Source organism: Demequina gelatinilytica (genome assembly GCF_000971115.1).
Lineage (GTDB): Bacteria > Actinomycetota > Actinomycetes > Actinomycetales > Demequinaceae > Demequina > Demequina gelatinilytica.
Genome location: NZ_BBLV01000011.1, coordinates 1 through 21,331, shown reverse-complemented (window position 1 = coordinate 21,331; position 21,331 = coordinate 1). Strand labels below are relative to the sequence as shown.

Below are 21,331 nucleotides of genomic sequence, written 5' to 3'. Positions count from 1 at the left end.
TTGCTGGCAGGGCGCGCGGCGCCCACCAAAGCCTATCGGCCACGGACGATGCGGGCTTGATCGCGCATCGCCCCCGGACGTGCGAAGGCCTCCGCGGTCGCACGACCGCGGAGGCCTTCCTCACGAACGGTTCGTTCAGATCTTCTTGCCGGCGGAGCCGAGCTGCTGGCAGGCCTCGACCACGCGGGCGGCCATGCCGGCCTCGGCGAGCTTGCCCCACGCGCGCGGGTCGTAGGCCTTCTTGTTGCCCCACTCGCCGTCGACCTTGAGGACGCCGTCGTAGTTCTTCATCATGTGGTCGACCACGGGACGCGTGTACGCGTACTGCGTGTCCGTGTCGATGTTCATCTTGATGACACCGTGCGAGACGGCCGTGGCGATCTCCTCGGCGGTCGAGCCGGAACCACCGTGGAACACGAGGTCGAACGGCTTCTCCTTGCCGAACTTGGCGGCCGCGGCGGCCTGGATGTCGCCGAGGATCTCCGGGCGCAGCTTCACGGCACCGGGCTTGTAGGCGCCGTGCACGTTGCCGAAGGTCATGGCCGTCATGTAGCGGCCCTTCTCGCCGAGGCCGAGGCGCTCGATGGTGGCGATGCCGTCCTCGGGGGTCGAGTAGAGCTTGTCGTTGACCTCGGCCGAGTGGCCGTCCTCCTCGCCGCCGACGACGCCGATCTCGATCTCGAGGATCGTGTCCGCGGCCTGCGACAGCTCGAGGAGCTCCTCGGCGATCGCGAGGTTCTCCTCCATCGGCACGGACGAGCCGTCCCACATGTGCGAGTTGAAGATCGGGCCGTTGCCGGAGGCGATCGACTCGGCCTCGAGCTTGAGCAGCGGCTTCAGCCACTCCTCGAGGTAGACCTTGTGGCAGTGGTCGGTGTGAAGCGCGATGGTGACGCCGTACTTCTCGGCGACCACGCGGGCGTAGGCCGCGAGCGCGAGCGAGCCGACGACCGCGTCCTTGATGGTCGAGCCGGAGGCGTACTGACCGCCACCGACGGAGACCTGGATGATGCCGTCGGACTCGGCCTCCGCGAAGCCCTGGATGGCGGCGGTGACGGACGACGACGACGTGATGTTGATCGCCGGGAACGCGTAGCCGCCGGCCTTGGCGGCGTCCAGCATCGCGGCGTAGGACTCGGTGGTGGCGATGGCCATGGGTAACTCCTGAGCTTGTGCGGATGGAACCGCCAGCCATTCTGTCAGATTTCGCCACACCGGTGGTGGCGAAGGTCCCGGTTGGGTCCGCCCGTCCGCGCAGGTACGGACGATGCGCCGACGGGCCCGGGCGGGAGGCCCCCGATCAGCCGTGCCCCGCCGCGATGTCGCCGTGCCGGCCGACCCACGCGTGCATCGCGATCGCGGCGGCGGCTCCCGCGTTGATGGACCGCGTCGAGCCGTACTGCGCGATCGCCACGGTCGCGACCGCGACCTCGCGCACCGCGTCGGACAGCCCCACGGACTCCTGGCCGAACACGAGCACGCACTCGCGCGGGAGCGCGTAGGTCTCGAGCGGCACCGAGCCGGGGAGGTTGTCGATGCCGATGACCGGGAGCCCGGCCTCCGTCGCCCACGCCGCGAGGTCCTCGACCGTGGGGTGATGGCGGAGGTGCTGGTAGCGGTCCGTCACCATCGCGCCGCGGCGGTTCCAGCGACGGTTGCCGACGATGTGGACCGCGCTCGCGAGGAACGCGTTCGCGGTGCGCACCACGGATCCGATGTTGAGGTCGTGCTGCCAGTTCTCGATCGCCACGTGGAACGGATGCCTGCGCGCGTCGAGGTCCGCGACGATCGCCTCATGCCGCCAGTAGCGGTAGCGGTCGACCACGTTGCGACGGTCGCCGTGCTCGAGGAGCTCGGGGTCGAGGCGGGCGTCGTCGGGCCACGGGCCTTCCCACGGACCTACGCCGTGGAGGGGCGCCTCGTCCGAGCGCGGCCCGTCGTCGGCATCGCTCACGCGCGCCCCCCGGCCGCCCAGGCGCCACCGAGCTTGGTGCGCGCCGAGGTGTTGAGCACCGAGCCCGCGTAGAGCCGCGCACCGATGCGCACGAGCGCGAGCGCGGTGAGCGCGACCACGCCCATCGCCACCCAGGGCTCCCATACGGCCGCATCGCCCGTCGCGATGCGGGCGGGCATGAGGAGCGGCGCGGTGAGCGGGAAGTAGGACAGCGCGACGCGCAGCGGGCCCTCCTCCTGGATGAGGATCGCGGCGAAGAAGGGCACCATGACCGCGATCTGCATGTACAAGGTGGTGGACTGCAGCTCCTCGACGCGGGAGGCGAGCGAGCCGGCCACGGCCCACAGGCACGCGAGCATGAGGAAGCCGAGCACGAAGAACGCGAGGAACCACCCGCTCACGCCGATCACCTGCGTGACGATCTCCCCCTTCCCGATCGCCTTCGCGCCCAGGAGCCCGGCACCCACGATCAGCAGCACCTGACCCAGCGCCATCACGGTGTTGCCCAGCACCTTGCCGGCAAGCAGCCAGCGGATCGGGAGCGCCGCCACCAGGATCTCGACCACGCGCGACGACTTCTCCTCGACCACCGACTGCGCGATCGCGACGCCGAAGGTGAGGACCGTGAAGTAGAACATGAAGCCGAAGATCACGATGACGAGCTCGGGCGGCACCGGCTGGTCCGGGCGGGGCTCGAGCAGCTCCACCCGCGGAGCCGCGGGAGACGTGAGGGCCGCGACCTGGTCCGCGCTCAGGCCCGCCTCGGTGGCGACGTCCTGGGCGGTCAGCGAGAACGATGCGGCGGCGACCAGCTCCTCGAGGCCGCCCGGGACGCCCTCGCGGGCCGTGAGGACCACGGAGCCGTCCGCGTCGAGCGAGAGCGCCGAGTCGACCTCCGGGTCGGAGACGGCGGCGGCCGGGTCGTCCGCGTCGATGACGGTGATGTCCGCCGTCGGCAGGCTCGGGCCCCCGTCGGCGCCGAGGGCCGCGGCGGCCTCGGCGACGGGACGTGCCTCGGCGGTGGCGGCCACCGTGTACTCGGGGGTGTCGCCCTCGATCAGGGCGGGCACCACGACCGCGATGACGATCACGGCGATGAACACGAGCGTCGAGGCGAGGAAGCCCTTGTCACGGAGCTTGACCGCGATCTCGCGACCGGCGACCAGCCGGATCAGGTCGGAGCGCGAGGCGTTCATCGGACCACCTCCGCGAAGAGATCGGCGAGGGATGGCAAGGCGCGCGAGAAGTGGCTCACCGGGCCCTCGGCCTGTGCCGCGGCGAGCAGCGCCTGCGGGTCCGCGGCATCGTCCAGGTCCACCAGCGTCGTCCTCTCCCCCGCCTCGACCACCGTCATGCCCGCGAGCGCGGGCGTCCACCCGGCGACGCCCTCGACGGCGACCCGGTAGCGACGGCCGGCGCGCTCCTCGCGCAGGGCGCGTGCGTCGCCCGCCGCCACGACCTGCCCCTCATGGATGAGCACGAGGTCGTCGCAGAGCCGCTCGACCAGGTCGAGCTGGTGGCTCGAGAAGAGCACCGGCACGCCGGCCTCGGCGCGTGCGCGCAGGTGCGCCGCCATGGTCTCCATGGCGATCGGGTCGAGCCCGGAGAAGGGCTCGTCGAGGATGAGCAGGTCCGGTTCGTGGATCAGCGCGGCGGCGACCTGGACCCTCTGCTGGTTGCCGAGCGACAGCGTGTGAAGCATGTCCTCCGCGCGGTCGGCGAGCCCGAGCGCCTCGAGAAGCTCGGTCGCCCGGGCCTGCGCGGTCGCCCGCTCCACGCCGAGGATGCGCGCGAGGTAGACGAGCTGCTCCGCGACCTTCATCTTGGGGTACAGGCCGCGCTCCTCCGGCATGTAGCCGATGCGCCGACGGACATCGAGGTTCATGGGCTCGCCGCGGAAGGTCACGCGGCCCGCATCGGGAGCGAGCACCCCGACGATCGCCCGCATGGTGGTGGTCTTGCCGGCGCCGTTGGCGCCCACGAATCCCGTCAGCCTCCCCGGACGCACCTCGAAGGACACGCCGTCGAGGGCGCGCCTGTCTCCGAAGTCGTGCGTGAGCTCCTGTACCTGCAGCGTCGCTTGGGTCACCCGAGCGACGCTACCAAGCGATCGCGCCGGAGCCGCGCATCAGCCCTGCGCCAGCTCGATCCGCAGCGCCGCGGCCGCCGCGCGCGCCTTGGCCCGGGCATCGTCCACGTCCTCGCCGCGTGCCACGGTGACGGCGACGCGGCGACGCCCGTCGACGCGGGGCTTGCCGAACAGGCGCAGGTCGGTGCCCGGCGTCGCCAGCGCATCGTCCACACCGGAGAACACGGGGACGCCGGAGCCCTCGGCCAGCACCGCGCACGAGGCGGACGGCCCGAGCTCCAGCACCGCGGGCACGGGCAGCCCGAGCACGGCGCGCGCGTGCAGCGCGAACTCGCTGAGATCCTGCGAGGCGAGCGTCACCAAACCCGTGTCATGCGGCCGGGGCGAGACCTCGGAGAAGATCACCTCGTCGCCGCGCACGAACAGCTCGACCCCGAAGACGCCGCGGCCTCCCAGCGCCTCGGTGACCGTGCCGGCGATGCGACGCGACTCGGCCCAGGCGGCCTCGGACATCGGCTGCGGCTGCCACGACTCGCGGTAGTCGCCGTCCACCTGCGTATGGCCCACGGGCGCCATGTAGGACGTGCCGCCCACGTGGCGGACCGTGAGCTGCGTGATCTCGTAGTCGAAGTCGACGAAGCCCTCGACGATGATCCGCGTGCCGCCCGCACGCCCACCCTGGACGGCGTAGGTCCAGGCGGCGTCCACGTCGGAGGCGGCACGGATGACCGACTGCCCCTTGCCGGAGGAGGACATCACCGGCTTCACCACCACGGGCAGGCCCAGCTCCTCGACGGCCGCCACGAGCCCGTCGCGCGTGTCCACGAAGCGATAGGGCGAGGTGGGCAGACCCAGCTCCTCCGCTGCGAGCCGGCGGATGCCCTCACGGTCCATGGTGAGCATGGTCGCGCGCGCCGTCGGGATGACCGTCGCGAGCCCCTCCTCCTCGACCTCGGCGAGCACGTGAGTCGCGATCGCCTCGATCTCGGGGATCACCAGGTGCGGGCGCTCCTGCTCGAGAAGCGCCCGCAGCGCCGCGCCGTCGAGCATGTCGATGACATGGGACCGATGCGCCACCTGCATCGCGGGCGCGTCGGGGTAGCGGTCCACCGCGATCACCTCCGCGCCCAGGCGCATGAGCTCGAGCGCGACCTCCTTGCCGAGCTCTCCCGAGCCGAGCAGGAGCGCGCGCGTCGCGTGCGGGGTGAGGGGCGTGCCGAGCGAGACCGTCATGCGCCCATCCTCGCAGTGCAGGGTCCCGGGCAGCGACGCTGCGCGGGCGCCGACCGTCAGGAGGCGGGATCCGCCTCGCGCGGTCCCTCGAACAGGAAGGCCGGGATCGCGTCGACGAGGTCGTACAGCGCGCCCACCACGAGCGGGAGCTCCGCAAGATCGCTCGCGGACTGCGCGTACGAGTACAGCGCCGCGCCCTCGACCACGAAGGCCCGTCCCACGATGTCCCGGCGCAGCAGCCGGTCGATCACGGTCGGGGTGAGGATCGCGTGCGCGACGCGCTCGTCCTCGGACCAGACCTTCCAGCGCTGGTTGAACTCGTGCGACTCGGTGTCGAGGTCGCGACCGCCCAGCTTCCCGAGCGCACGCAGCAGCGCGTTGTCCCCGGTGAAGCGGACCGTCGGGAGCGGTGCAGGCAGCGGCACCCACGTCACCTGGAACGTGTGCGTGGTGGTGCTGGTGCGACCCTCCGAGTCGCGGCTCTCCGTCTCGTACGAGTACGCGAAGGTCTCGAACGGACGCCCGCTCATGGTCCCCCACACGATGTCCCGCGCGCGTCGCCGACGCCCGGTCCCGAAGGGCGGGCTCGAGAAGTACGTCACGCGGGCGGGATCCTCGGCAAGGTGGCCCAGGTGGTTCGCCGCGACGGTCGCGGCGATCGCGTCGCGCCGCCGGCGCGCGCCCAGGAAGCCGCGCACGCCCAGGACCACCATGAGCACGATGACGCCGACGAAGATCAGCGGGAAGATCGCGAAGGCCCCGCCGACCAGCCCGCCGACCGCGCCGAACGGGTCGAGCATCAGAACTGCACGTTCGGCGCCTGGCGCGCGGCCTCGTGCGTCTCGAAGTACTCCTCGCGGGTGAAGCCGAACATGTTCGCGATGAACACCGTGGGGAACGTCTCGATCCGCGTGTTGAGCGTGCGGACGTTCGCGTTGTAGAAGCGACGGCCCGCGGCGACGCGGTCCTCGGTGTTGGTCAGCTCCTGCTGGAGCTGGAGGAAGTTCTGGTTCGCCTTGAGGTCGGGGTAGGCCTCGGCGAGCGCGAAGAGGCGGCCGAGCGCCTGCGTGAGCATGTTCTCCTGCTCCGCCTGCTGCGCAGGGGAGGAGCCGGGAGCGGCCGCGACGGTGCGCGCCTGGATCACGGCCTCGAGCGTCTCGCGCTCGTGCTTGGCGTAGCCCTTGACCGTCTCGACCAGGTTGGGGATGAGGTCATGGCGGCGCTGCAGCTCGACGTCGATCTGACGCCAGGCCTCCTGCACCAGGTTCCGCAGCCGGACCAGCCCGTTGTACGCCGTGATGGCCCACAGCGCCACGATCACGAGGATCACGACCAGCGCGATGACAACCCATTCCCACATATGTCTCTCCTGACGTCTCTGCGCGACTCTAGCGAGGTTCGTCGTCGCTGCCCAGACGCTCGCCGGGCTGGCGCCAGTCCTCGACGCCGTCCCCGTCGGCATCGGCGCCGATGCCCGTGTAGCGCCGCGAGTTGAGCACGCCGGGGGTGGTGGCCCAGGCCGGCCCGGCGGGCGGGGCATCGTCCACGAGCGAGCCGCCGCCCTCGCTGAAGCGGCGGACCACATGCGCGGGGATGCGCCTCGCGACCCCCACCACCACGTCGAGACGCTTCGCGAGCGTGCCGACCCCCTCGCGGCCCGCGGTCCAGGTGAGGACCGCGCCACCCGAGATGCGGATGGACCGCCCCTGCGCGTCCGGCTGCAGGAGGCGCTCGATCATCCGTGGGTCGATCACGTCGTGCCCGTAGCGAGGATCGCGCGTGACCACGCGCCAGCGCCGGTTGAACTCATGGGACTCGACCTCGACGTCCACGCCGCCCAGCGCCTGAGCGACCGTGTGCGCGAGGCTCTCCGGGACGATGTCGAGCCGCGGCAGCAGCACCGGCAGCTCCGCGAGGGTCACCTGGTAGAGCTGCGCGGCGGACCGCTCGCCGTCGTGCTGCCGTTCGACCACGTGCGTGAAGGTCGCGCACCGGAGGCCGCCGTACACGCCTCGCAGCACGTCCTCCTGCCGCACGGACGAGCCGGTGGCGTCGAAGGGCGCCCCGCTGAAGCGCGTCGAGTAGGCGGCGGTCCGCGGGAGGTGCTCCCACCCGTGGGATGCGGCGAACTCGGCGGCCTCGTTCCCGTGGCGCAGCCGCGACACGCCCTCCCACACCAGCACCGCGATCACGACCGCGCCCGCGAGCGCGAGGACCACGTCGAGGTGCGTGCCCCCGCCGTGCCACGCGATCACGCCCAGCAGGCCGAGCGCACCCGCGCCGACGCGCATGGCCATGATCCCCCGCATGCGGGTCACCCTAGCGAGGCCGCGAGGCGCGCGGAAGGCTCACGACAGCCCGAGGTCGTCCAGCCCGTACAGGTAGAGGTAGGGCAGGCCCTCCTCCTCGATGACCTGGCGTGCACCCGTGTCGCGGTCCACGATCACCGCGACCGCGACCACCTCGGCGCCGGCCTCCTTGAGCGCACCTACCGCGGTCAGCACGGAGCCGCCCGTGGTCGACGTGTCCTCGACCGCGACCACCTTGCGACCGGCCACATCGGGCCCCTCGATGCGGCGCTGGAGGCCATGCGCCTTGTTCTCCTTGCGCACCACGAACGCGTCGAGGTCGAGCCCGCGCGAGGCCGCCGCGTGCAGCAGCGAGGTCGCCACCGGGTCCGCACCGAGCGTCAGGCCGCCCACCGCGTCGATGTCCGCGGGGCCGAAGCCGGCCTCCTCGAGCGCGTCGAGCAGGACGTGGCCCACGAGCGGCGCGGCACGGTGGTGCAGGGTGATGCGGCGCAGGTCGACGTAGTAGTCCGCCTCCTTGCCCGAGGCGAGGGTGATGCGGCCGTGGACCACGGCCAGCTCCTTGATGAGGTCGCGCAGCTGCTCGCGAGGGGTACCGGTCATGGCATCCAGCCTAACGGCGCACGATGCGCCCGCCGGGCGCGACCGTCAGTCCTTCTGCATGCTGCGGCGCCCCCGCGTGAGGCGGCGCGGCACCGCGCGCAGCACGGCACCCGCGACCGCGTAGCCCGGGGACGGCGTCACCACGGTCTGCCCGCGACGCACCGCCGCGAGCGCCGACGCCACCACCCGCTCCGGGTCGAGCCACACCGCGTCGGGGAACTCGTGGCGCATGTGGCTCAGGGCGTCGGAGTCGTGGAAGCGCGTGCGCACCAGCCCCGGCAGCACCGCCGTCGCGGTGACGCCCGTCCCCCCGAGCTGGCCCACGAGCGCCTGCGTGAAGTCGACGGTCCACCGCTTGTGGGCGGCATACGTGGTGTTCGCCAGGTGCGCCGCGACCGAGGAGACGTTGAGGATGGCCCCGTGACCGCGCGCGATCATGCCGGGCAGCGCCGCGTGAGCCAGCCGCAGCGGCGCGGTGACGTGGATGTCGAGCAGCGCCTTCTCATGACGCCACGAGGACTCGCCGAACCGCTCACCGATGCCGAAGCCCGCGTTGTTCACCAGCAGGCTCACCGGACGTACCTCGGCCTGCAGCCGCGCCGCCACCGCGGTGCGGCCCTTCTCCGTGGTGAGGTCGGCGGGCAGCACCTCCGCGGAGCGTCCCGTCGCGCCCTCGAGCAGATGCGCGACCTCGCTCAGGCGATCCCGGGAGCGCGAGACCAGCACCACATCGTGCCCCGCCGTCGCGAGCTGCCACGCGAACTCCTCGCCCAGCCCTGCCGAGGCCCCTGTCACCAATGCGATCGCCATGCGTCGAGGCTACCGGCGCATCGTCCGCCGGTACCGTGGTCGCCATGCGACTCGCCACCTGGAACGTGAACTCCATCCGCGCCCGCGTCGACCGTGTGGTCGACTGGCTCGAGCGGTCCGGCACCGACGTGCTGGCGATGCAGGAGATCAAGTGCAAGCCCGAGCAGTTCCCGCGGGAGGCCTTCGAGGCCGCCGGCTACGAGCTCGCGATCCACGGCCTCAACCAGTGGAACGGCGTCGCGATCGCGTCGCGCGTGGGCCTCACGGATGTCGAGACGTCCTTCCCGGAGCAGCCCGGCTTCGCCAAGACCGGCGACCCGGTCGTGGAGGCGCGCGCGCTCGGCGCGACCGCCGGCGGCGTCCGCGTGTGGAGCCTCTACGTGCCCAACGGCCGCGGCCTCGCTGACCCCCACTACACGTACAAGCTCGACTTCCTCGCGCGGCTGCGCGACGCGGCGGCGACGTGGGCCGACCAGCCCACCGCGCTCGTGGGCGACTTCAACGTCGCGCCGCTCCCCACGGACATCTGGTCCGAGGAGGACTCCGAGGCCGTCACCCACGTCACCCCGGAGGCCCGCGCGGCCTTCCACGCCTTCGAGTCCGTCGGCTACCAGGAGCTGTCGCGACGCTTCATCCCGGAGGAGCGCACCTACACGTTCTGGGACTACAAGGCGCTGCGCTTCCCCAAGGGCGAGGGCATGCGCATCGACTTCGCGTACGCCTCGGAGCCCTTGGCCGCCCGCGCGACGGCCGTCAGCATCGTGCGCGACGAGCGCAAGGGCAAGGGCGCCTCCGACCACGTGCCGGTGGTCGTGGACCTCGCCGACGCCTGATGACCGACGGGTTCGTGCCGCCGCCCACGCTGGGCGAGGGCGGGCACGATGCGGGCGCCCAGGCGCCCGCGGAAGCCCCTGCCCCGCGACCGGCCCGGCGGCGACCGCGCCGGCGGGGGCGGCTCGCGTGGATCGTGGGGCTCGCCGCCGTGGTCGCGATCGCAGGGGGCGTGGCCGCCGACCTGGTCCTCGAGGCGTCCGCACGGGCGACGGACCCCGCTCGACGCGGGGACACCGGGCGCATGGCCGCCGTCGCGGTGGTCGCCGGGATCTGTCTCGAGGAGGTGCCGGCGGTCACGGATCCCGCGGGCTCCGTGACCGCGGTGGCATGCGGCACTCCCCACCTCGCGGAGGCGGTGGCGGAGCGCACGTTCACCGAGGAGGCCTGGCCGGGCGACGATGCCGTGGCGGCCGCGATGCTGGACTTCTGCCCGCGGCAGGTGGCGCGCATCGTCCCCGCCTCCCTCGCCGACGGGCTCGCCTGGCGCGCATGGACCCCCAGCGAGGCATCGTGGACGGCGGGCGATCGCACCGGCCTGTGCCTCGTGTCGGCGGCGTCGCCGCTCACAGGATCGCTCGAGCGCGGCACCGCCGCGTGGTCCTGACGGCGCGCGTCAGCCGAGCAGGCGGCCGCGAGCGGAGATCGCGGCGAGCACGGCCGGCTCGCCCTGCTCCGTGAGCCACTGCAGCAGGCTCGCGGGAGCGGACGGGTTGGACGCGATCGCGGGACGGAGCTCCGGATGCGCGTAGGCGAGCTCGGACAGCTCCGCGGCCGTCGCGTACGGGCTGGTCGCGAGCAGCCGCTCCGACCCCGCGCCGTGCGCGTCGAAGGGTGCCGCCACCGGCTCCGTGCGGTAGGTCAAGGCGACGGGCGTCGCGGTGGGACGTCGGGTACGGCCCTCCCTGACGATCCGGCGGACGATCGCCACGGTCACCGCGATCGGCAGGAGCGGAAGCGCCAGCACGACCGGGGGCACGTGGACGTCGACCACGTACTCGCACAGCAGCGCGAAGGCGATGAAGGAGACGGCGCCGACGAGGAAGATCATCCTCGAGCCGGAGGCCAGGGCCACGCGGGAGTGGAGAGAGGCGATGACGACGAGCAGGAGCATTCCCCCCGTGACGACCAGCGCAAGAGACTCGGTCGACCAGCTCACTGCTCGAACCCCTCTCCACCTCCCGCGTGTACCTCGGTACGAGGTTCTCGCGCACCGTCAGGACCAGCAAGCCCCCATTTGTGGGGGCACAAGGGAACGATGCTCGTGTCACCCCTGCTCCACCACGGGTTTCGACTACAGTTCCAGGGGTAGGAAAGGGGAATGCTCATGACCGCCGCGAAGGAGCGCCGCGTGATCGCTCTTGTCGAGGATCACGCGCTGATCTCGCTCGGCTTCCGCGACCTGGTCGAGGGTGCGCCGGACCTCGAGCTCGCCGGGCTGGTCGAGAGCGTCGACTCGCTCGCCGGGCTCGGTCGGACGCTCGACCTGGTGGTCCTTGACCTCCGGCTGGCGGACGGCTCCACCCCCGAGGCGAACATCGACGCGATCCACGCGATGGGCTCTCATGTCCTCATCTACACGGGAGGCGAGGACCGCAAGCTCATCCAGTCCGCGGCGCGCGCAGGCGCGCTCGGGCTGATCCGCAAGTCCTCGGAGCCGGACGTGCTCCTCGAGGCGATCCGCACGGCCGCGGACGGCCAGGAGGTCTTCGGCACCGACTGGGCCGCCGCGATCGACTCGGACGACTCGCTCGCCGATGCCAAGCTGAGCGCGCGCGAGCGGGAGATCCTCTCCCTGTACGCCTCGGGTCTCACCGCCTTCTCCGTGGCGCGGCACCTCGGCGTCTCCCGCGAGACCGTCGCGGACTACGTCAGCCGCATCCGCCGCAAGTACGCCGATGCGGGACGCCCCGCGGCGTCGCGGGTGGACCTGTACAAGCGTGCGCTCGAGGACGGCCTGCTCGAAGGCCCCCAGTGACGGGTCTCCACCCGGCACGCGAGCGCATCCAGCGCACCCTCCTGTTCGCGCTCGGCATCGGGGCGCTCATCTTCGGGGCGCTGCTCGCCACGGGCGACAGCGGGTGGATGGCGCAGGTCGACCAGCTGCGCGGCCCCTTCGGCTGGTTCACGGTCGTCGTGGGCATCGGGGTACCGGTGACCTACATCCTCCTGTCGCGCGTGGTCGCGATCCGGCCGCTGCTCATCATCGCCGGCACCACCTCCATGGTGTTCATGGCGGTCGAGCTCGCGTGGCCGTGGATGATGCACGAGCCGTTCCTGGCGAACGAGGGCAAGCCCTGGATCCAAGGCGTCACCGCGGTGCACGCGACGGCGGCCGCCATCTCGTGGCCCCGCGTGGTCGGGTGGGTGTACCCGCTCGCGCAGGGGCCCATCGTCGCGCTGACCCAGATCCAGGTGCGCGAGGACTCCGCGCTGACCGCCACGCTCGACGGGCTCGGCGCGATCATCTACTGCCTCATCGTGTGCGGCGTCTCGATCGCCGTCATCGCGGCGGGCGACCGTCAGGACGCCGCTGCCGCGCACGCGCGGGAGCAGGCCGCGCTCGAGGCGAGCCGCAACACGCGGGAGGCCGAGCAGCGGCGCATCAACGCGATCGTCCACGACGACGTCATGTCGGTGCTCCTGGCCGCGTCGCGGCCCATGCCCCCGGAATCCCTCGCCGATCAGGCCCGTCATGCGCTCGCGAGCGTCGAGTCGCTGGTGAGCGGTCGCAGCGAGTCGCGCGACTACGACCCCGAGGAGCTCATCGCGGTGGTGCGCTCCACCGCCGCGGCGATCGATCCCGCGGTGCCCGTGCGCTACTCGGTCGAGGGCGACGCCCCCTTGCCTGCGGGCGTGGTGGCCGCTTTCGCGGAGGCCACGGCGGAGGCGCTCAAGAACGCGCTCGGGCACGGCGGCCCGACGTGCGAGCCCCGAGTCGAGTGCGATGTGGACGATGCCGCGGCGACGGTGGTGATCGCCGACCACGGTGCGGGCTTCGCGGCCTCCCGTGTCTCTCCGCGCCGGCTCGGCATCCGGGTGAGCATCCTCGAGCGCATGCGCACCGTCACCGGCGGCGACGCCGAGGTGAGCTCCATCCCCGGCCAGGGGACCACCGTCACGCTCGTCTGGAGACGCGCATGAGCCACATCACCGCGCCCCCGCAGGCCTCCCGCACCGTCGACGTCAGCCGGCTCCTCGCGCTGCGGTCCGAAGGCGCGAGCCTGATCCTCGGCGTCTTCATCGTCACCAACGTGGTGTTCACCATCTCGACCATCCAGTCGTTGAGCGTGACGTGGCCCGCCTACGTCGCGGCGGTCATCGTGAGCCTCGCAGGGGTGCTGCTGGCGCGCCCGCACCCGGACCCCTTCCCCCTGCGCGACTCGCTGCTCGTGGTGGGCGCCGTCATCGCCTCGACGCTCCTCATCTCGTGGTGCCTTCCGACGGAGGGGCCCACGGGCCGTGCCTCGTGGCATCTCGGCTCGAACACCTGGCTCCTGTGGTTCCTGGTGCTGCGCGGGCGCACGGCGCTCGCGTGGGGCGCGATGGCGGCCATGGGAGCCATCACCTCCATCTGGACCGCCACCACCGGGCGCGGCGCCCTCGCAGGGCTGATGATGATCGACACGCAGGTGGGCCTGCTGGTGGTCGCGACGCTGTTCGTCATCAACCTGCGCCGCACCGCGCACCGCATCAACTCGCTGACCGAGCGGTCGGTCGATGCGGCCGCCGCGGCCGCGACCGCCGAGGCCGAGCGTCAGGTGCGCCTCCAGCGCGCCGCCGAGGTCGCGGCCACATCCGTGCCGCTGCTCGAGCGCATCGCCGACGGGCGCCCGCTCACGGATGCCGAGCGGGGCGAGGTGCGCGAGGCCGAGGCACGCCTGCGCGACAGCGTCCGCGGCAGGGCGCTCGCCACTCCCGCGGTGCTCGACGCCGCAGCACGCGCCCGCGCCCGAGGCGTCGAGGTCAACCTCCTCGACGACCGCGGGTCGGGGCTCGCCACCGGCGCCGCGATGGCGCGCGCGGACTCCGCCGTGACGCGTGCGCTCGACGCCGCGTCGGGCACCGTCACCGTGCGCCTCCTGCCGGCCGAGCGCGACGAGGCGATCAGCATCGTCACCGTCACGGGCGACGAGCTCGAGCGCATCGTCCTCGATGAGGACGGGAGCACGACGGCGGCCTGACCCTCGAGGGCCAGGCCGCCGGATGGGGACTCGTCGCGCCTCAGGCGAGGGCGCGCGCCTTGAGCGCCGCGAACTCCTCCTCGGTGATCGCGCCCGAGTCGAGCAGCGCCTTGGCCTTCTCGATCTCGGTGGCCGCGCCGGCCTCGGTCATGAGGCCCTGGGTGTACTCGACCTGCGCGGCGCGGACGGCCTCCGCGGCCGCCACGTCGCGGGCGGCCATGCCCTTGCCGCGCGCGAAGATGTAGATGAGCGCGCCGATGCACGGCACCATCACCAGGAGCAGGGTCCACAGGATCTTCCCGATGACCGAGAGCTCCTTGTCACGGAACACGTCGAACACGAATCGGATCACCAGGAAGATGAAGCCGATCCAGATCGCGAACCACAGCGACCACAGCAGGATGTTGAGGAAGTTGGCGAAGAAGTCCATCGCGTTGCCTTTCTGCGTGCGGGTGCCCATGCACGCCGTCGCCACTCACGCTAGCGTGTCGCCGCGCCTCCGGCACGCCGTTATCGCACCAAATCACGCGTTTGGGGGGCGCCGTCAGCCGATGCGGCCGGGCCGGCGCGCACGCCACCTCTCGACCTCGGCCGCGACGTCACGGGTGGGGGTCACGAGCGGTGGACCGGCCGCGGGCCTGCAGCGCGCCGCGAGGATCCGAGCGTTGAAGTCCTCGACCGCCTCGCGCACCTCGTTCGCGGTCGTGAGCGCGTCGAGCCGCGCATCGAGAGACGCGTCCTCCTCGCGCAGGCGCACGGACTCGGGGCCGAGGTCGGTGAGGTGCTCGCGCTCGACCAGCCCCTTGACCCACCAGTCGGGGTCGTGGGTGCCGAGCCCGGGGATGGGCCGGCCCGCCAGCGGGAGGTCGTCGAAGTCGCCCCGGGCGAACGCCTCCTCGAGGCGCCTCTCGACCCACAGGTGCTGGGTCGCCGCCCTGTCGCGGCGCAGGCGCGCCTCGCGCTCCTGCGCGCGGACACGCCGCTCCTCCCGCGCGGAGAGCGCGGCCACGTCGAGGTCCGCCTCGGGCGCATCGTCCGTCTCGCGCGCATCCTGCGCCGCGTCGCGGCCGATGCGGTAGCGCGAGGCCGCGGCGGCGGGATCCCGGTCGGAGGCGCCACGCATGGCACCATGCTCGCACGCGCCGCGGAGACGACGAAGGCCGGACCTGACGGTCCGGCCTCGATGTCTGGCGCGCCCGGAGGGATTCGAACCCCCAACCTTCTGATCCGTAGTCAGATGCTCTATCCGTTGAGCTACGGGCGCGTGGCCCTCGCGGGCCGAGACACAACTATACAGGGTTTCCGGAGGGGTTCGGTACACGTCGACGCAGCGGCGCCGGCCCGGCCGGGCGGCCGGGCGGGCCGCGCACGGATCTCGCGATTTCTCGGCCGGGACTTCACATTCATGCACCACGGGCGGCATGATCGACATGTCCGGTTCGTCCCCACGCCGCCGATGCGCGGTCACGGGAGCATCGGGCACGGTCGAGGGGGATCTCGAGGGGGGATTGAGATGGCCGACATGTGGCAAGGACGGACCTGTCTGGTGACGGGCGGCGCAGGGTTCGGCGGGAGCCACCTGGTGCGCGAGCTCGTGGACCGAGGCGCGCGCGTCACCGTGATCGATCGCGAGGACATCCCGGGCAAACCGCTCGAGGACATGGGCGTCGAGGATGCGATCACCTTCGTCCACGGAGACCTGCGCGACGGCCCACTGGTCCGGAGCCTGTTCTCCGACTCGTCCTTCGACGTGGTGCTGCACCTCGCGGCGGACCCGATCGTCGCGAACAGCCTGCGCGACCCCGAAGGCGTGGTCGACTCCAACGTCCGGGGCACCACCACGCTGCTCGAGGCATGCCGGCTGGCCGACGCCGCGCCCCTGTTCGTGTTCGCGTCGAGCGGCGCCTACTACGGCGACAACTTCACCCCCGAGCCCATCCCCGAGACCCAGGACCCGGGTCCGGCGGCGAACCTGTACGGCCCCTCGAAGGCCGCCGCGGAGATGATCGTGCGCGGATACGGCAAGGCGTTCCGGATCCCGGTCACCGCCTGCCGCTTCATGAACACCTACGGCCCCGGGGACCGGCACGAGTCCCGGCTCGTCCCTCGTGCGCTCGCGCAGCTCGCGGGCGGGATCGAGTACGACTTCGGCGACCGCGACGACGGGAGCACGCGGCTCGACTTCCTCTACGTGGGGGACATGGCGCGCGCCTACATGAGCGCCGCCGAGCACCTGGCCGCCGGCGGCGCCGAGATCGCCTTCAACTTCGGGACCGGGACGCTGACGTCCGTCAGGGACGTGGCCGAGCGGCTCAGCCTCGCCTACGACGGCACGGCGCGCGAGCCCCAGTTCCGCGGGGTACGCACGGGCCCCGTGCGCCAGAAGCGCCTCGACGTCGCCAAGGCGGAGGCGGTGCTCGGGTGGACGGCGTCGACCAGCCTCGACGAGGGCCTCGCAGCGACGGCCGCATGGCACCGGGAGGCTGTGCCCGCGGTCTGACACCGCGCCGCCGTGCGCCGGGCAGGCCCGACGCCCTCCCGCAAGTGGTAGGCCTTGGCGGCTCCACGAGATCCCGCCACGGCAGTGGTAGGCCATGGTCGCCCACGATCGCGCGGCGGCATTGACGTACCACTGCGGCGCGTGGAGATCCGAGAACCGACAACCACCCACCACTTCGGGTGGGGTGGAGCGGTGGGGCGTCGGACCCGCCGGGAAGACGAGAGGCCCCGCCGGAGCGGGGCCTCTCGAGAGCGGAGACGGTGGGATTTGAACCCACGGAGGGGGTTTAAGCCCCTCACGGTCTTAGCAGGACCGCGCACTAGACCTGACTATGCGACGTCTCCAAGGGTGCCCAGGATAGCGGGCGCACGCGCGATGCGGCAAAACGCCCCGAGCGGGACGATGCCGTGGCGGAGAGTATGGGATTCGAACCCATGGAGACGGGTTACGCCTCAACAGTTTTCAAGACTGTCACCTTCGGCCGCTCGGTCAACTCTCCTCGGCGCCACCGGTGCGCCTCGGACGCTCACGCGCCGGTGACATTGTGCCAGCCCGGAGCGAGGCCCGGGCTCAGCACCTGGAGCTCGTACAGCTCGGACGCGCGTGCGAGCTCGGCGTCGTAGGTGAGGATCGCGTGGATCTCGGGGTGCGCGACCGCCGCACCCAGGTGGAGCGCCGCGAACGGCTTGAGGACCGCGACCGCGTGCGTCGACACCGAGACGTTGTGCTCCGAGAACCGGATCACCGGGATCGAGCCCCGCACCATCTCGACCACGTCGAAGGCCTTGGCCTTCTGCTCGCGGGGATAGAGCTCGGCGGCCTGGCGCAGCTCGGTGAACCCCAGCTGCGTGGTCGCGAGCTCCTGGATCCGCGGCACCGCGAAGTCGTTGAACTCGTCGAAGTAGCGCACGCCCGGCAGGAACCGGCAGAGCGCGGAGCCGTCGACGTAGATCACGGTAGAAGGGTAGCCCGGACATGGGAGCGCCCCCGCAACGCGGGGGCGCTCCCTGCCTCAGCTGATGCCGGCGTGATGCTCAGCGGTCCTGGATGCGACGCATCGCGAGCTGGACCACGGAGATCAGCGCCTGCTTGGTGGCCGCCTTCTCACGGGCGTCCGTGTACATGATCGGGGTGTCCTCGGAGATGCCGAGCGCCTCGCGCACGTCCTCGAGGGTGTGACGGGCGACGCCGTCGAAGCAGTTGACGCACACGACGAACGGGATGCCCCGGCCCTCGAAGTAGTCGACCGCGGGGAAGCACTGGTCGAGACGCTCGGTGTCGACCAGCACCACGGCGCCGATCGCACCGCGGACAAGGTCGTCCCACATGAAGAGGAAGCGGTCCTGGCCAGGCGTGCCGAACAGGTAGAGCCACAGCGAGCCCGGCAGCGCGATGCGGCCGAAGTCCATGGCGACGGTGGTGGTGGTCTTGCGGTCGGTCACGCCGCCCGCATCGTCGACGCCTACCGAGTGCTCCGTCATGGCGGCCTCGGTGTTGAGCGGGTCGATGTCGGAGATCGAGCCGATGAACGTGGTCTTGCCGACGGCGAAGCCGCCCGCGACCACGATCTTGACGACGGTGGGAGCGGCGACCGCGGCCCCACCTGCGACTGCTGCGTTAGAGGGCTGCGATGCCATCGAGGACACTCTCCAGGAGACTGAGGGACAGGGCGCCGGACTCGTCATGCGTGGACGCGTCGTCGGCCGTGCCGCCTGCGTGGATCTTCAGATAGTTGACTTCGGCAAGATCCGTCACGAGCACCCGGACCACACCCAGCGGAAGGCGGGTGTGAGCCGAGAGCTCAGCCACGGACTGGTACTGACCTGTAGCGAGCTGCAGGATCTTCTTCTTCTCGGGCGTCACGCCCGAGAGGGAGTCGACGTCGGTCGTCGCCTCGACCAGGGCCTCCATGGGGAGGTCCTTGCTCGCGGCGCTGACCCGTCCACCGGTGACGGCGTACGGCCGGACCGTGTACGCCTCCTCCTCGTCGCCGTACGGCGTGGTGGCATCAGACATATCAGGCCCTCGTCTGACCGTTCGTCGGGAGGTTCTGGCGCATCTCGGTGATGAGCTGCGGCGTGAGCGCGTTCTCGAAGCGCGACACCAGCAGCGTCATCTCGTAGCCCACGAGGCCCACGTCGCAGCTCGAGTCGGCAGCGACCGCGAGCACCGAGCCGTTGGAGACGCTCATCAGGAAGAGGAACAGCTCGTCCATCTCGACGATCGACTGGCGGACCTCGCCGGCGGCGAGCTGGCGGGCGGCGCCGCGCGTGAGGCTCGACATGCCGGCCACGATCGCGGCGAGGGTGTCGCCCTCCGTGCGGTCGAGGTTCTTCGACATCGCCATGAGGAGGCCGTCGGCGCTCACCACGAGGGTGTGGCGCGTGCCGGGCACCGACTCGACGAAGTTGTCCAGAAGCCACCCGAAATTGGTGGCCTCGCTGCTGAGGGCGGTCACATGTGCTCCTTGTGTGTGATGCGCGGCCGGGTGGCCTCGGGGTGGTCGTGGTGGGTCATCGGGCTACTCGTTCGCCGGCTGCGGCGTAGACCGCAGGTCGAGCTCGGCGGCGTCCGTCCTGGCCCGCTGGGTGCCGGAGTAGAAGCTGCTGAAACGGCTGCGGACGGCATCGGCGTCGCGCTCCTTGGGTGCGAGCGTGACCTCCTCCGCGATCGGCTTGACCTCGACGGGAGCGGCCTCCGGGGCGCGACGCTTCTGGAGCCCCGCCTTGGTCTTCTCGACCTTGGGACGCAGCTCCGACAGCGAGCTGAGCTCGGAGAACGCCATGCGCGTCATGTCCGCGTCGTCGTCCGAGAAGACCCGGCCGGACGAGTGCTCCGTGTCGAGCACGGGCTGGTAGCCGCCCGGCTCATCCGTCGCCGCGGCCAGCGCCGAGGCGCCTGCCGTGGCCCAACCGCTGGGCTGGGCGAGGTCGTCCGGCGAGAACGTCGCGGGCCCGGTACGGGGCTCGAACACCGGCGCCTCGGGAGCGAACGAGGAGAAGGGCGCGGGTGCGTGGTGACCCTGGTCCTCCGGCTCGGGAGCGAACGATGCAGCCGGGGCCGGTGCCGGGGTCGCGGGCGCCGCCGGCTCCTCGACAGGGGCGGGAGCCGCCACGGCCCAGGGGTTGGGGGCCTGGGCCGGCTCCTCGGCAGGTGCGGGCGCGGTCGGCCAGGTCTCCGCGACCGGAGCAGGCGCCCACGGCTGGGCAGCGGGCTCCGCCGCGGGCTCGAAGCCCGAGGTCGGCACCGCCGGGACCGGCGCCGGGGCGTCGATCGGCGCGAACGGGGCGCGTGCCTGGGGCGACGAGGCGGCCGGAGCCGCGGTGTCCTCGTCACGGCCGCCACGACCGAACAGGCGGCCGAAGAACCCGGCGCGGCCGGCCTCCTCGCCCGAGGCCTGCGCGATGATGTCGTCCATGCTCGGCTCGTGCGTGCCGCCGTACGAGTACGGGTCGTCGAGGAGCGCCTCGGTCACGCCCGGGGACGGCACCGACGAAGCGGGCGTGGGCGCGGGCTCGGGCTCGACGGGGAGCTCGCGCGCGGCGGCGGCAGCCGCGAACGCGGCACCGTCCATCCAGGGCGCGGCCGCCGGCTCGGGCTCGGGTGCCGCCACGGGCTGCGCCTCCTGCGCGGCCGGGGCGAGGTGCTCGGGCTCCGGCGTCGGGAACGCGGGCTCCGCTGCCGCCCACGGGGAGGTGGGCTGCCACGGCGTCGGCTCGGTGGCGCTCGGGTTCTGCGGCTCGGGAGCGAGCACCGCGGACCACGGGGCCGCGGCCTGCTCCGGCTCCGGCTCGGGCTCGAGGGCGACCGGCTGCTCGAGCGCGGGCTCCTGCACAGCGGGCTCGGCGTGTGCGTCGGCGTCGGGCTCGAGGCTCGGGATCGTGAAGACCTCCGGCTCGGCCGGCGCGACCGGCGCCGTGTCCTCGACCGGCGCGACCGGGACCACCGAAGCGACCTCGGCGGACGGGGCCGCAGGCGCGGCGAAAGGCGCACCGTACGGGGAGCGCGCGAACGGCGAGGCGGGCGCCTCCTCCGGCTGCACGGGCTCCTCGCGAACCGGCTCGCGGCGCGAGACCAGCGGGATCTCGGTGGTCGCGAGCTTGGGGACGGAGAACGAGGGCAGCGCAGGCGCGGCGGGCTCGGGCTCGACGACGGGCTCCGGCTCGGGCTCGAACGCGGGAACCTCCGCGGCGGGCTCGTCCACGCGCGGCTCGAGCTCGGTGCCCTCGCCACGGTCGACGGCGGCAGAGGCGCGACGCATCGCGTCGAACGCCGCGAACGCACCGCCGACGCTACGGGTCGGCAGGGCAGGCGCCTCGGGCGCCGTCGGCTCGCCGAGCGCATCGGCCATGACCGGCGGGACGGCCTCGGGAAGGTCGGTACGCGGCTCGGGCTTCGCGGTCTCGCGACGCGAGCGGAAGCCGCGGAACACCGAGGCACGCTCCTCCGCGGTCTGGGGGTCGATCTCGGCGGGCGACACGGTCGGCGTGAACGCCGCGGTCTCCGCGTCGAGCGCGCTCAGCTGTGCTGCGGTCGCGCGGACGGGAAGACCGATGACCTTCTCCGCCTCCTCGTTCGCATCGGCGGCCGAGCCCTCGGCGCGACGGCGGCGCGTCGGCAGACCCGCCTCCGAGACGCCCGAGGTCAGCTCGGCACCGTCGACCGGCTCCGCGGTAGGCGCGGCCGCCGCGTCGGCGGCGATGAGCGCGTCGATGCCGGTGGGCATCGGGATCGAGTCCTCGTCGTACTCCGGCTCGCCGGAGCGGCCCGCGAGGCTCGCGCCGGCCACCATGGAGGCCGGCGCGTAGGGCGCCGCGG

General features: G+C 72.3%; 23 protein-coding genes, 3 tRNA genes and 1 pseudogene. 6 read left to right on the top strand and 21 right to left on the bottom strand.

Annotated elements, in window-relative coordinates; genetic code table 11:
• Positions 1-135 precede the first annotated feature (135 nt).
• The 10 genes from fbaA to AOM00_RS10370 all read right to left on the bottom strand — a co-directional run bounded on the left by fbaA (position 136) and on the right by AOM00_RS10370 (position 8,998).
• A complete protein-coding gene (gene fbaA / locus AOM00_RS10415) occupies positions 136-1,155 on the bottom strand; it encodes a class II fructose-bisphosphate aldolase (protein ID WP_062304186.1) in 1,020 nt (339 codons plus the stop codon).
• A gap of 145 nt (positions 1,156-1,300) precedes the next feature.
• Entirely contained in the window at positions 1,301-1,954 is a 654-nt protein-coding gene (locus AOM00_RS10410; RefSeq protein WP_062517722.1) for a TrmH family RNA methyltransferase, read from the bottom strand.
• Complete coding sequence (locus AOM00_RS10405) at positions 1,951-3,150, bottom strand: ABC transporter permease (protein ID WP_062517721.1); 1,200 nt, start codon at positions 3,148-3,150, stop codon at positions 1,951-1,953. The genes AOM00_RS10410 and AOM00_RS10405 overlap by 4 nt, the downstream gene beginning before the upstream one ends.
• The gene (locus tag AOM00_RS10400) at positions 3,147-4,043 is read right to left on the bottom strand and encodes an ABC transporter ATP-binding protein (RefSeq protein ID WP_062517720.1); all 897 of its coding nucleotides are present in this window, start codon (positions 4,041-4,043) and stop codon (positions 3,147-3,149) included. Before AOM00_RS10400 ends, AOM00_RS10405 begins: the two co-directional genes overlap by 4 nt.
• A 39-nt stretch (positions 4,044-4,082) precedes the next feature.
• The gene (purT, locus tag AOM00_RS10395; protein WP_062517719.1) at positions 4,083-5,276 is read right to left on the bottom strand and encodes a formate-dependent phosphoribosylglycinamide formyltransferase; all 1,194 of its coding nucleotides are present in this window, start codon (positions 5,274-5,276) and stop codon (positions 4,083-4,085) included.
• Positions 5,277-5,332: 56 nt separating this feature from the next.
• A complete protein-coding gene (locus tag AOM00_RS10390) occupies positions 5,333-6,076 on the bottom strand; it encodes a DUF3137 domain-containing protein (protein WP_062517718.1) in 744 nt (247 codons plus the stop codon).
• On the bottom strand, positions 6,076-6,636 hold the full coding sequence (locus AOM00_RS10385) for a LemA family protein (RefSeq protein WP_062517717.1): 561 nt from the start codon (positions 6,634-6,636) through the stop codon (positions 6,076-6,078). Before AOM00_RS10385 ends, AOM00_RS10390 begins: the two co-directional genes overlap by 1 nt.
• Before the next feature lie 28 nt (positions 6,637-6,664).
• A complete protein-coding gene (locus AOM00_RS10380; protein ID WP_062517716.1) occupies positions 6,665-7,585 on the bottom strand; it encodes a hypothetical protein in 921 nt (306 codons plus the stop codon).
• 39 nt (positions 7,586-7,624) lie between these two features.
• Positions 7,625-8,188, bottom strand: a complete 564-nt coding sequence (gene pyrE / locus AOM00_RS10375; RefSeq protein ID WP_062304164.1) for an orotate phosphoribosyltransferase — start codon at positions 8,186-8,188, stop codon at positions 7,625-7,627.
• A 45-nt stretch (positions 8,189-8,233) separates the two neighbouring features.
• Positions 8,234-8,998 carry an SDR family NAD(P)-dependent oxidoreductase gene (locus tag AOM00_RS10370; protein WP_062517715.1) on the bottom strand — a complete coding sequence of 255 codons (765 nt, stop codon included), beginning with the start codon at positions 8,996-8,998 and terminating at the stop codon, positions 8,234-8,236.
• A gap of 44 nt (positions 8,999-9,042) precedes the next feature.
• Here AOM00_RS10370 and AOM00_RS10365 point away from each other — a divergent pair, with 44 nt between their 5' ends.
• Complete coding sequence (locus tag AOM00_RS10365; RefSeq protein ID WP_062517794.1) at positions 9,043-9,831, top strand: exodeoxyribonuclease III; 789 nt, start codon at positions 9,043-9,045, stop codon at positions 9,829-9,831.
• Complete coding sequence (locus AOM00_RS10360) at positions 9,831-10,436, top strand: septum formation family protein (RefSeq protein ID WP_062517714.1); 606 nt, start codon at positions 9,831-9,833, stop codon at positions 10,434-10,436. The genes AOM00_RS10365 and AOM00_RS10360 overlap by 1 nt, the downstream gene beginning before the upstream one ends.
• A 9-nt stretch (positions 10,437-10,445) precedes the next feature.
• Here the strand turns inward: AOM00_RS10360 and AOM00_RS10355 are convergent, their stop codons facing one another.
• Positions 10,446-10,988: a variant leucine-rich repeat-containing protein gene (locus AOM00_RS10355; protein WP_156159122.1), complete on the bottom strand. Its 543-nt coding sequence runs from the start codon at positions 10,986-10,988 to the stop codon at positions 10,446-10,448.
• Between the two features lie 168 nt (positions 10,989-11,156).
• Here AOM00_RS10355 and AOM00_RS10350 point away from each other — a divergent pair, with 168 nt between their 5' ends.
• The 3 genes from AOM00_RS10350 to AOM00_RS15460 are packed head-to-tail and all read left to right on the top strand — an operon-like array spanning position 11,157 to position 14,013.
• On the top strand, positions 11,157-11,807 hold the full coding sequence (locus AOM00_RS10350; protein WP_228373471.1) for a response regulator transcription factor: 651 nt from the start codon (positions 11,157-11,159) through the stop codon (positions 11,805-11,807).
• On the top strand, positions 11,804-12,973 hold the full coding sequence (locus tag AOM00_RS10345) for a sensor histidine kinase (protein WP_062517711.1): 1,170 nt from the start codon (positions 11,804-11,806) through the stop codon (positions 12,971-12,973). The genes AOM00_RS10350 and AOM00_RS10345 overlap by 4 nt, the downstream gene beginning before the upstream one ends.
• Positions 12,970-14,013, top strand: a complete 1,044-nt coding sequence (locus tag AOM00_RS15460; protein ID WP_062517710.1) for a DUF8320 family protein — start codon at positions 12,970-12,972, stop codon at positions 14,011-14,013. The genes AOM00_RS10345 and AOM00_RS15460 overlap by 4 nt, the downstream gene beginning before the upstream one ends.
• Positions 14,014-14,053: 40 nt before the next feature.
• Here the strand turns inward: AOM00_RS15460 and AOM00_RS10335 are convergent, their stop codons facing one another.
• The 3 genes from AOM00_RS10335 to AOM00_RS10325 all read right to left on the bottom strand — a co-directional run bounded on the left by AOM00_RS10335 (position 14,054) and on the right by AOM00_RS10325 (position 15,277).
• A complete protein-coding gene (locus tag AOM00_RS10335) occupies positions 14,054-14,443 on the bottom strand; it encodes an SHOCT domain-containing protein (protein WP_062517709.1) in 390 nt (129 codons plus the stop codon).
• 114 nt (positions 14,444-14,557) lie between these two features.
• The gene (locus tag AOM00_RS10330) at positions 14,558-15,136 is read right to left on the bottom strand and encodes a DnaJ family domain-containing protein (protein WP_062517708.1); all 579 of its coding nucleotides are present in this window, start codon (positions 15,134-15,136) and stop codon (positions 14,558-14,560) included.
• 65 nt (positions 15,137-15,201) lie between these two features.
• A tRNA-Arg gene (locus AOM00_RS10325) sits at positions 15,202-15,277 on the bottom strand.
• Between the two features lie 282 nt (positions 15,278-15,559).
• Here AOM00_RS10325 and AOM00_RS10320 point away from each other — a divergent pair.
• On the top strand, positions 15,560-16,513 hold the full coding sequence (locus AOM00_RS10320; protein ID WP_062517707.1) for an NAD-dependent epimerase/dehydratase family protein: 954 nt from the start codon (positions 15,560-15,562) through the stop codon (positions 16,511-16,513).
• Between the two features lie 252 nt (positions 16,514-16,765).
• Here AOM00_RS10320 and AOM00_RS10315 read toward each other — a convergent pair.
• The 7 genes and pseudogenes from AOM00_RS10315 to AOM00_RS15635 form a co-directional block, all read right to left on the bottom strand.
• A tRNA-Ser gene (locus AOM00_RS10315) sits at positions 16,766-16,857 on the bottom strand.
• Between the two features lie 64 nt (positions 16,858-16,921).
• A tRNA-Ser gene (locus AOM00_RS10310) sits at positions 16,922-17,012 on the bottom strand.
• A 27-nt stretch (positions 17,013-17,039) separates the two neighbouring features.
• Entirely contained in the window at positions 17,040-17,468 is a 429-nt protein-coding gene (locus AOM00_RS10305; RefSeq protein ID WP_062517706.1) for a hypothetical protein, read from the bottom strand.
• 79 nt (positions 17,469-17,547) lie between these two features.
• Entirely contained in the window at positions 17,548-18,150 is a 603-nt protein-coding gene (locus AOM00_RS10300) for a GTP-binding protein (RefSeq protein WP_062517705.1), read from the bottom strand.
• Complete coding sequence (locus tag AOM00_RS10295) at positions 18,131-18,529, bottom strand: DUF742 domain-containing protein (protein WP_062517704.1); 399 nt, start codon at positions 18,527-18,529, stop codon at positions 18,131-18,133. The genes AOM00_RS10300 and AOM00_RS10295 overlap by 20 nt, the downstream gene beginning before the upstream one ends.
• Before the next feature lies 1 nt (position 18,530).
• Positions 18,531-18,971: a roadblock/LC7 domain-containing protein gene (locus AOM00_RS10290; RefSeq protein WP_062304121.1), complete on the bottom strand. Its 441-nt coding sequence runs from the start codon at positions 18,969-18,971 to the stop codon at positions 18,531-18,533.
• A 63-nt stretch (positions 18,972-19,034) separates the two neighbouring features.
• Positions 19,035-21,331 (bottom strand): annotated as a pseudogene (locus tag AOM00_RS15635) (hypothetical protein); the annotation flags it as partial.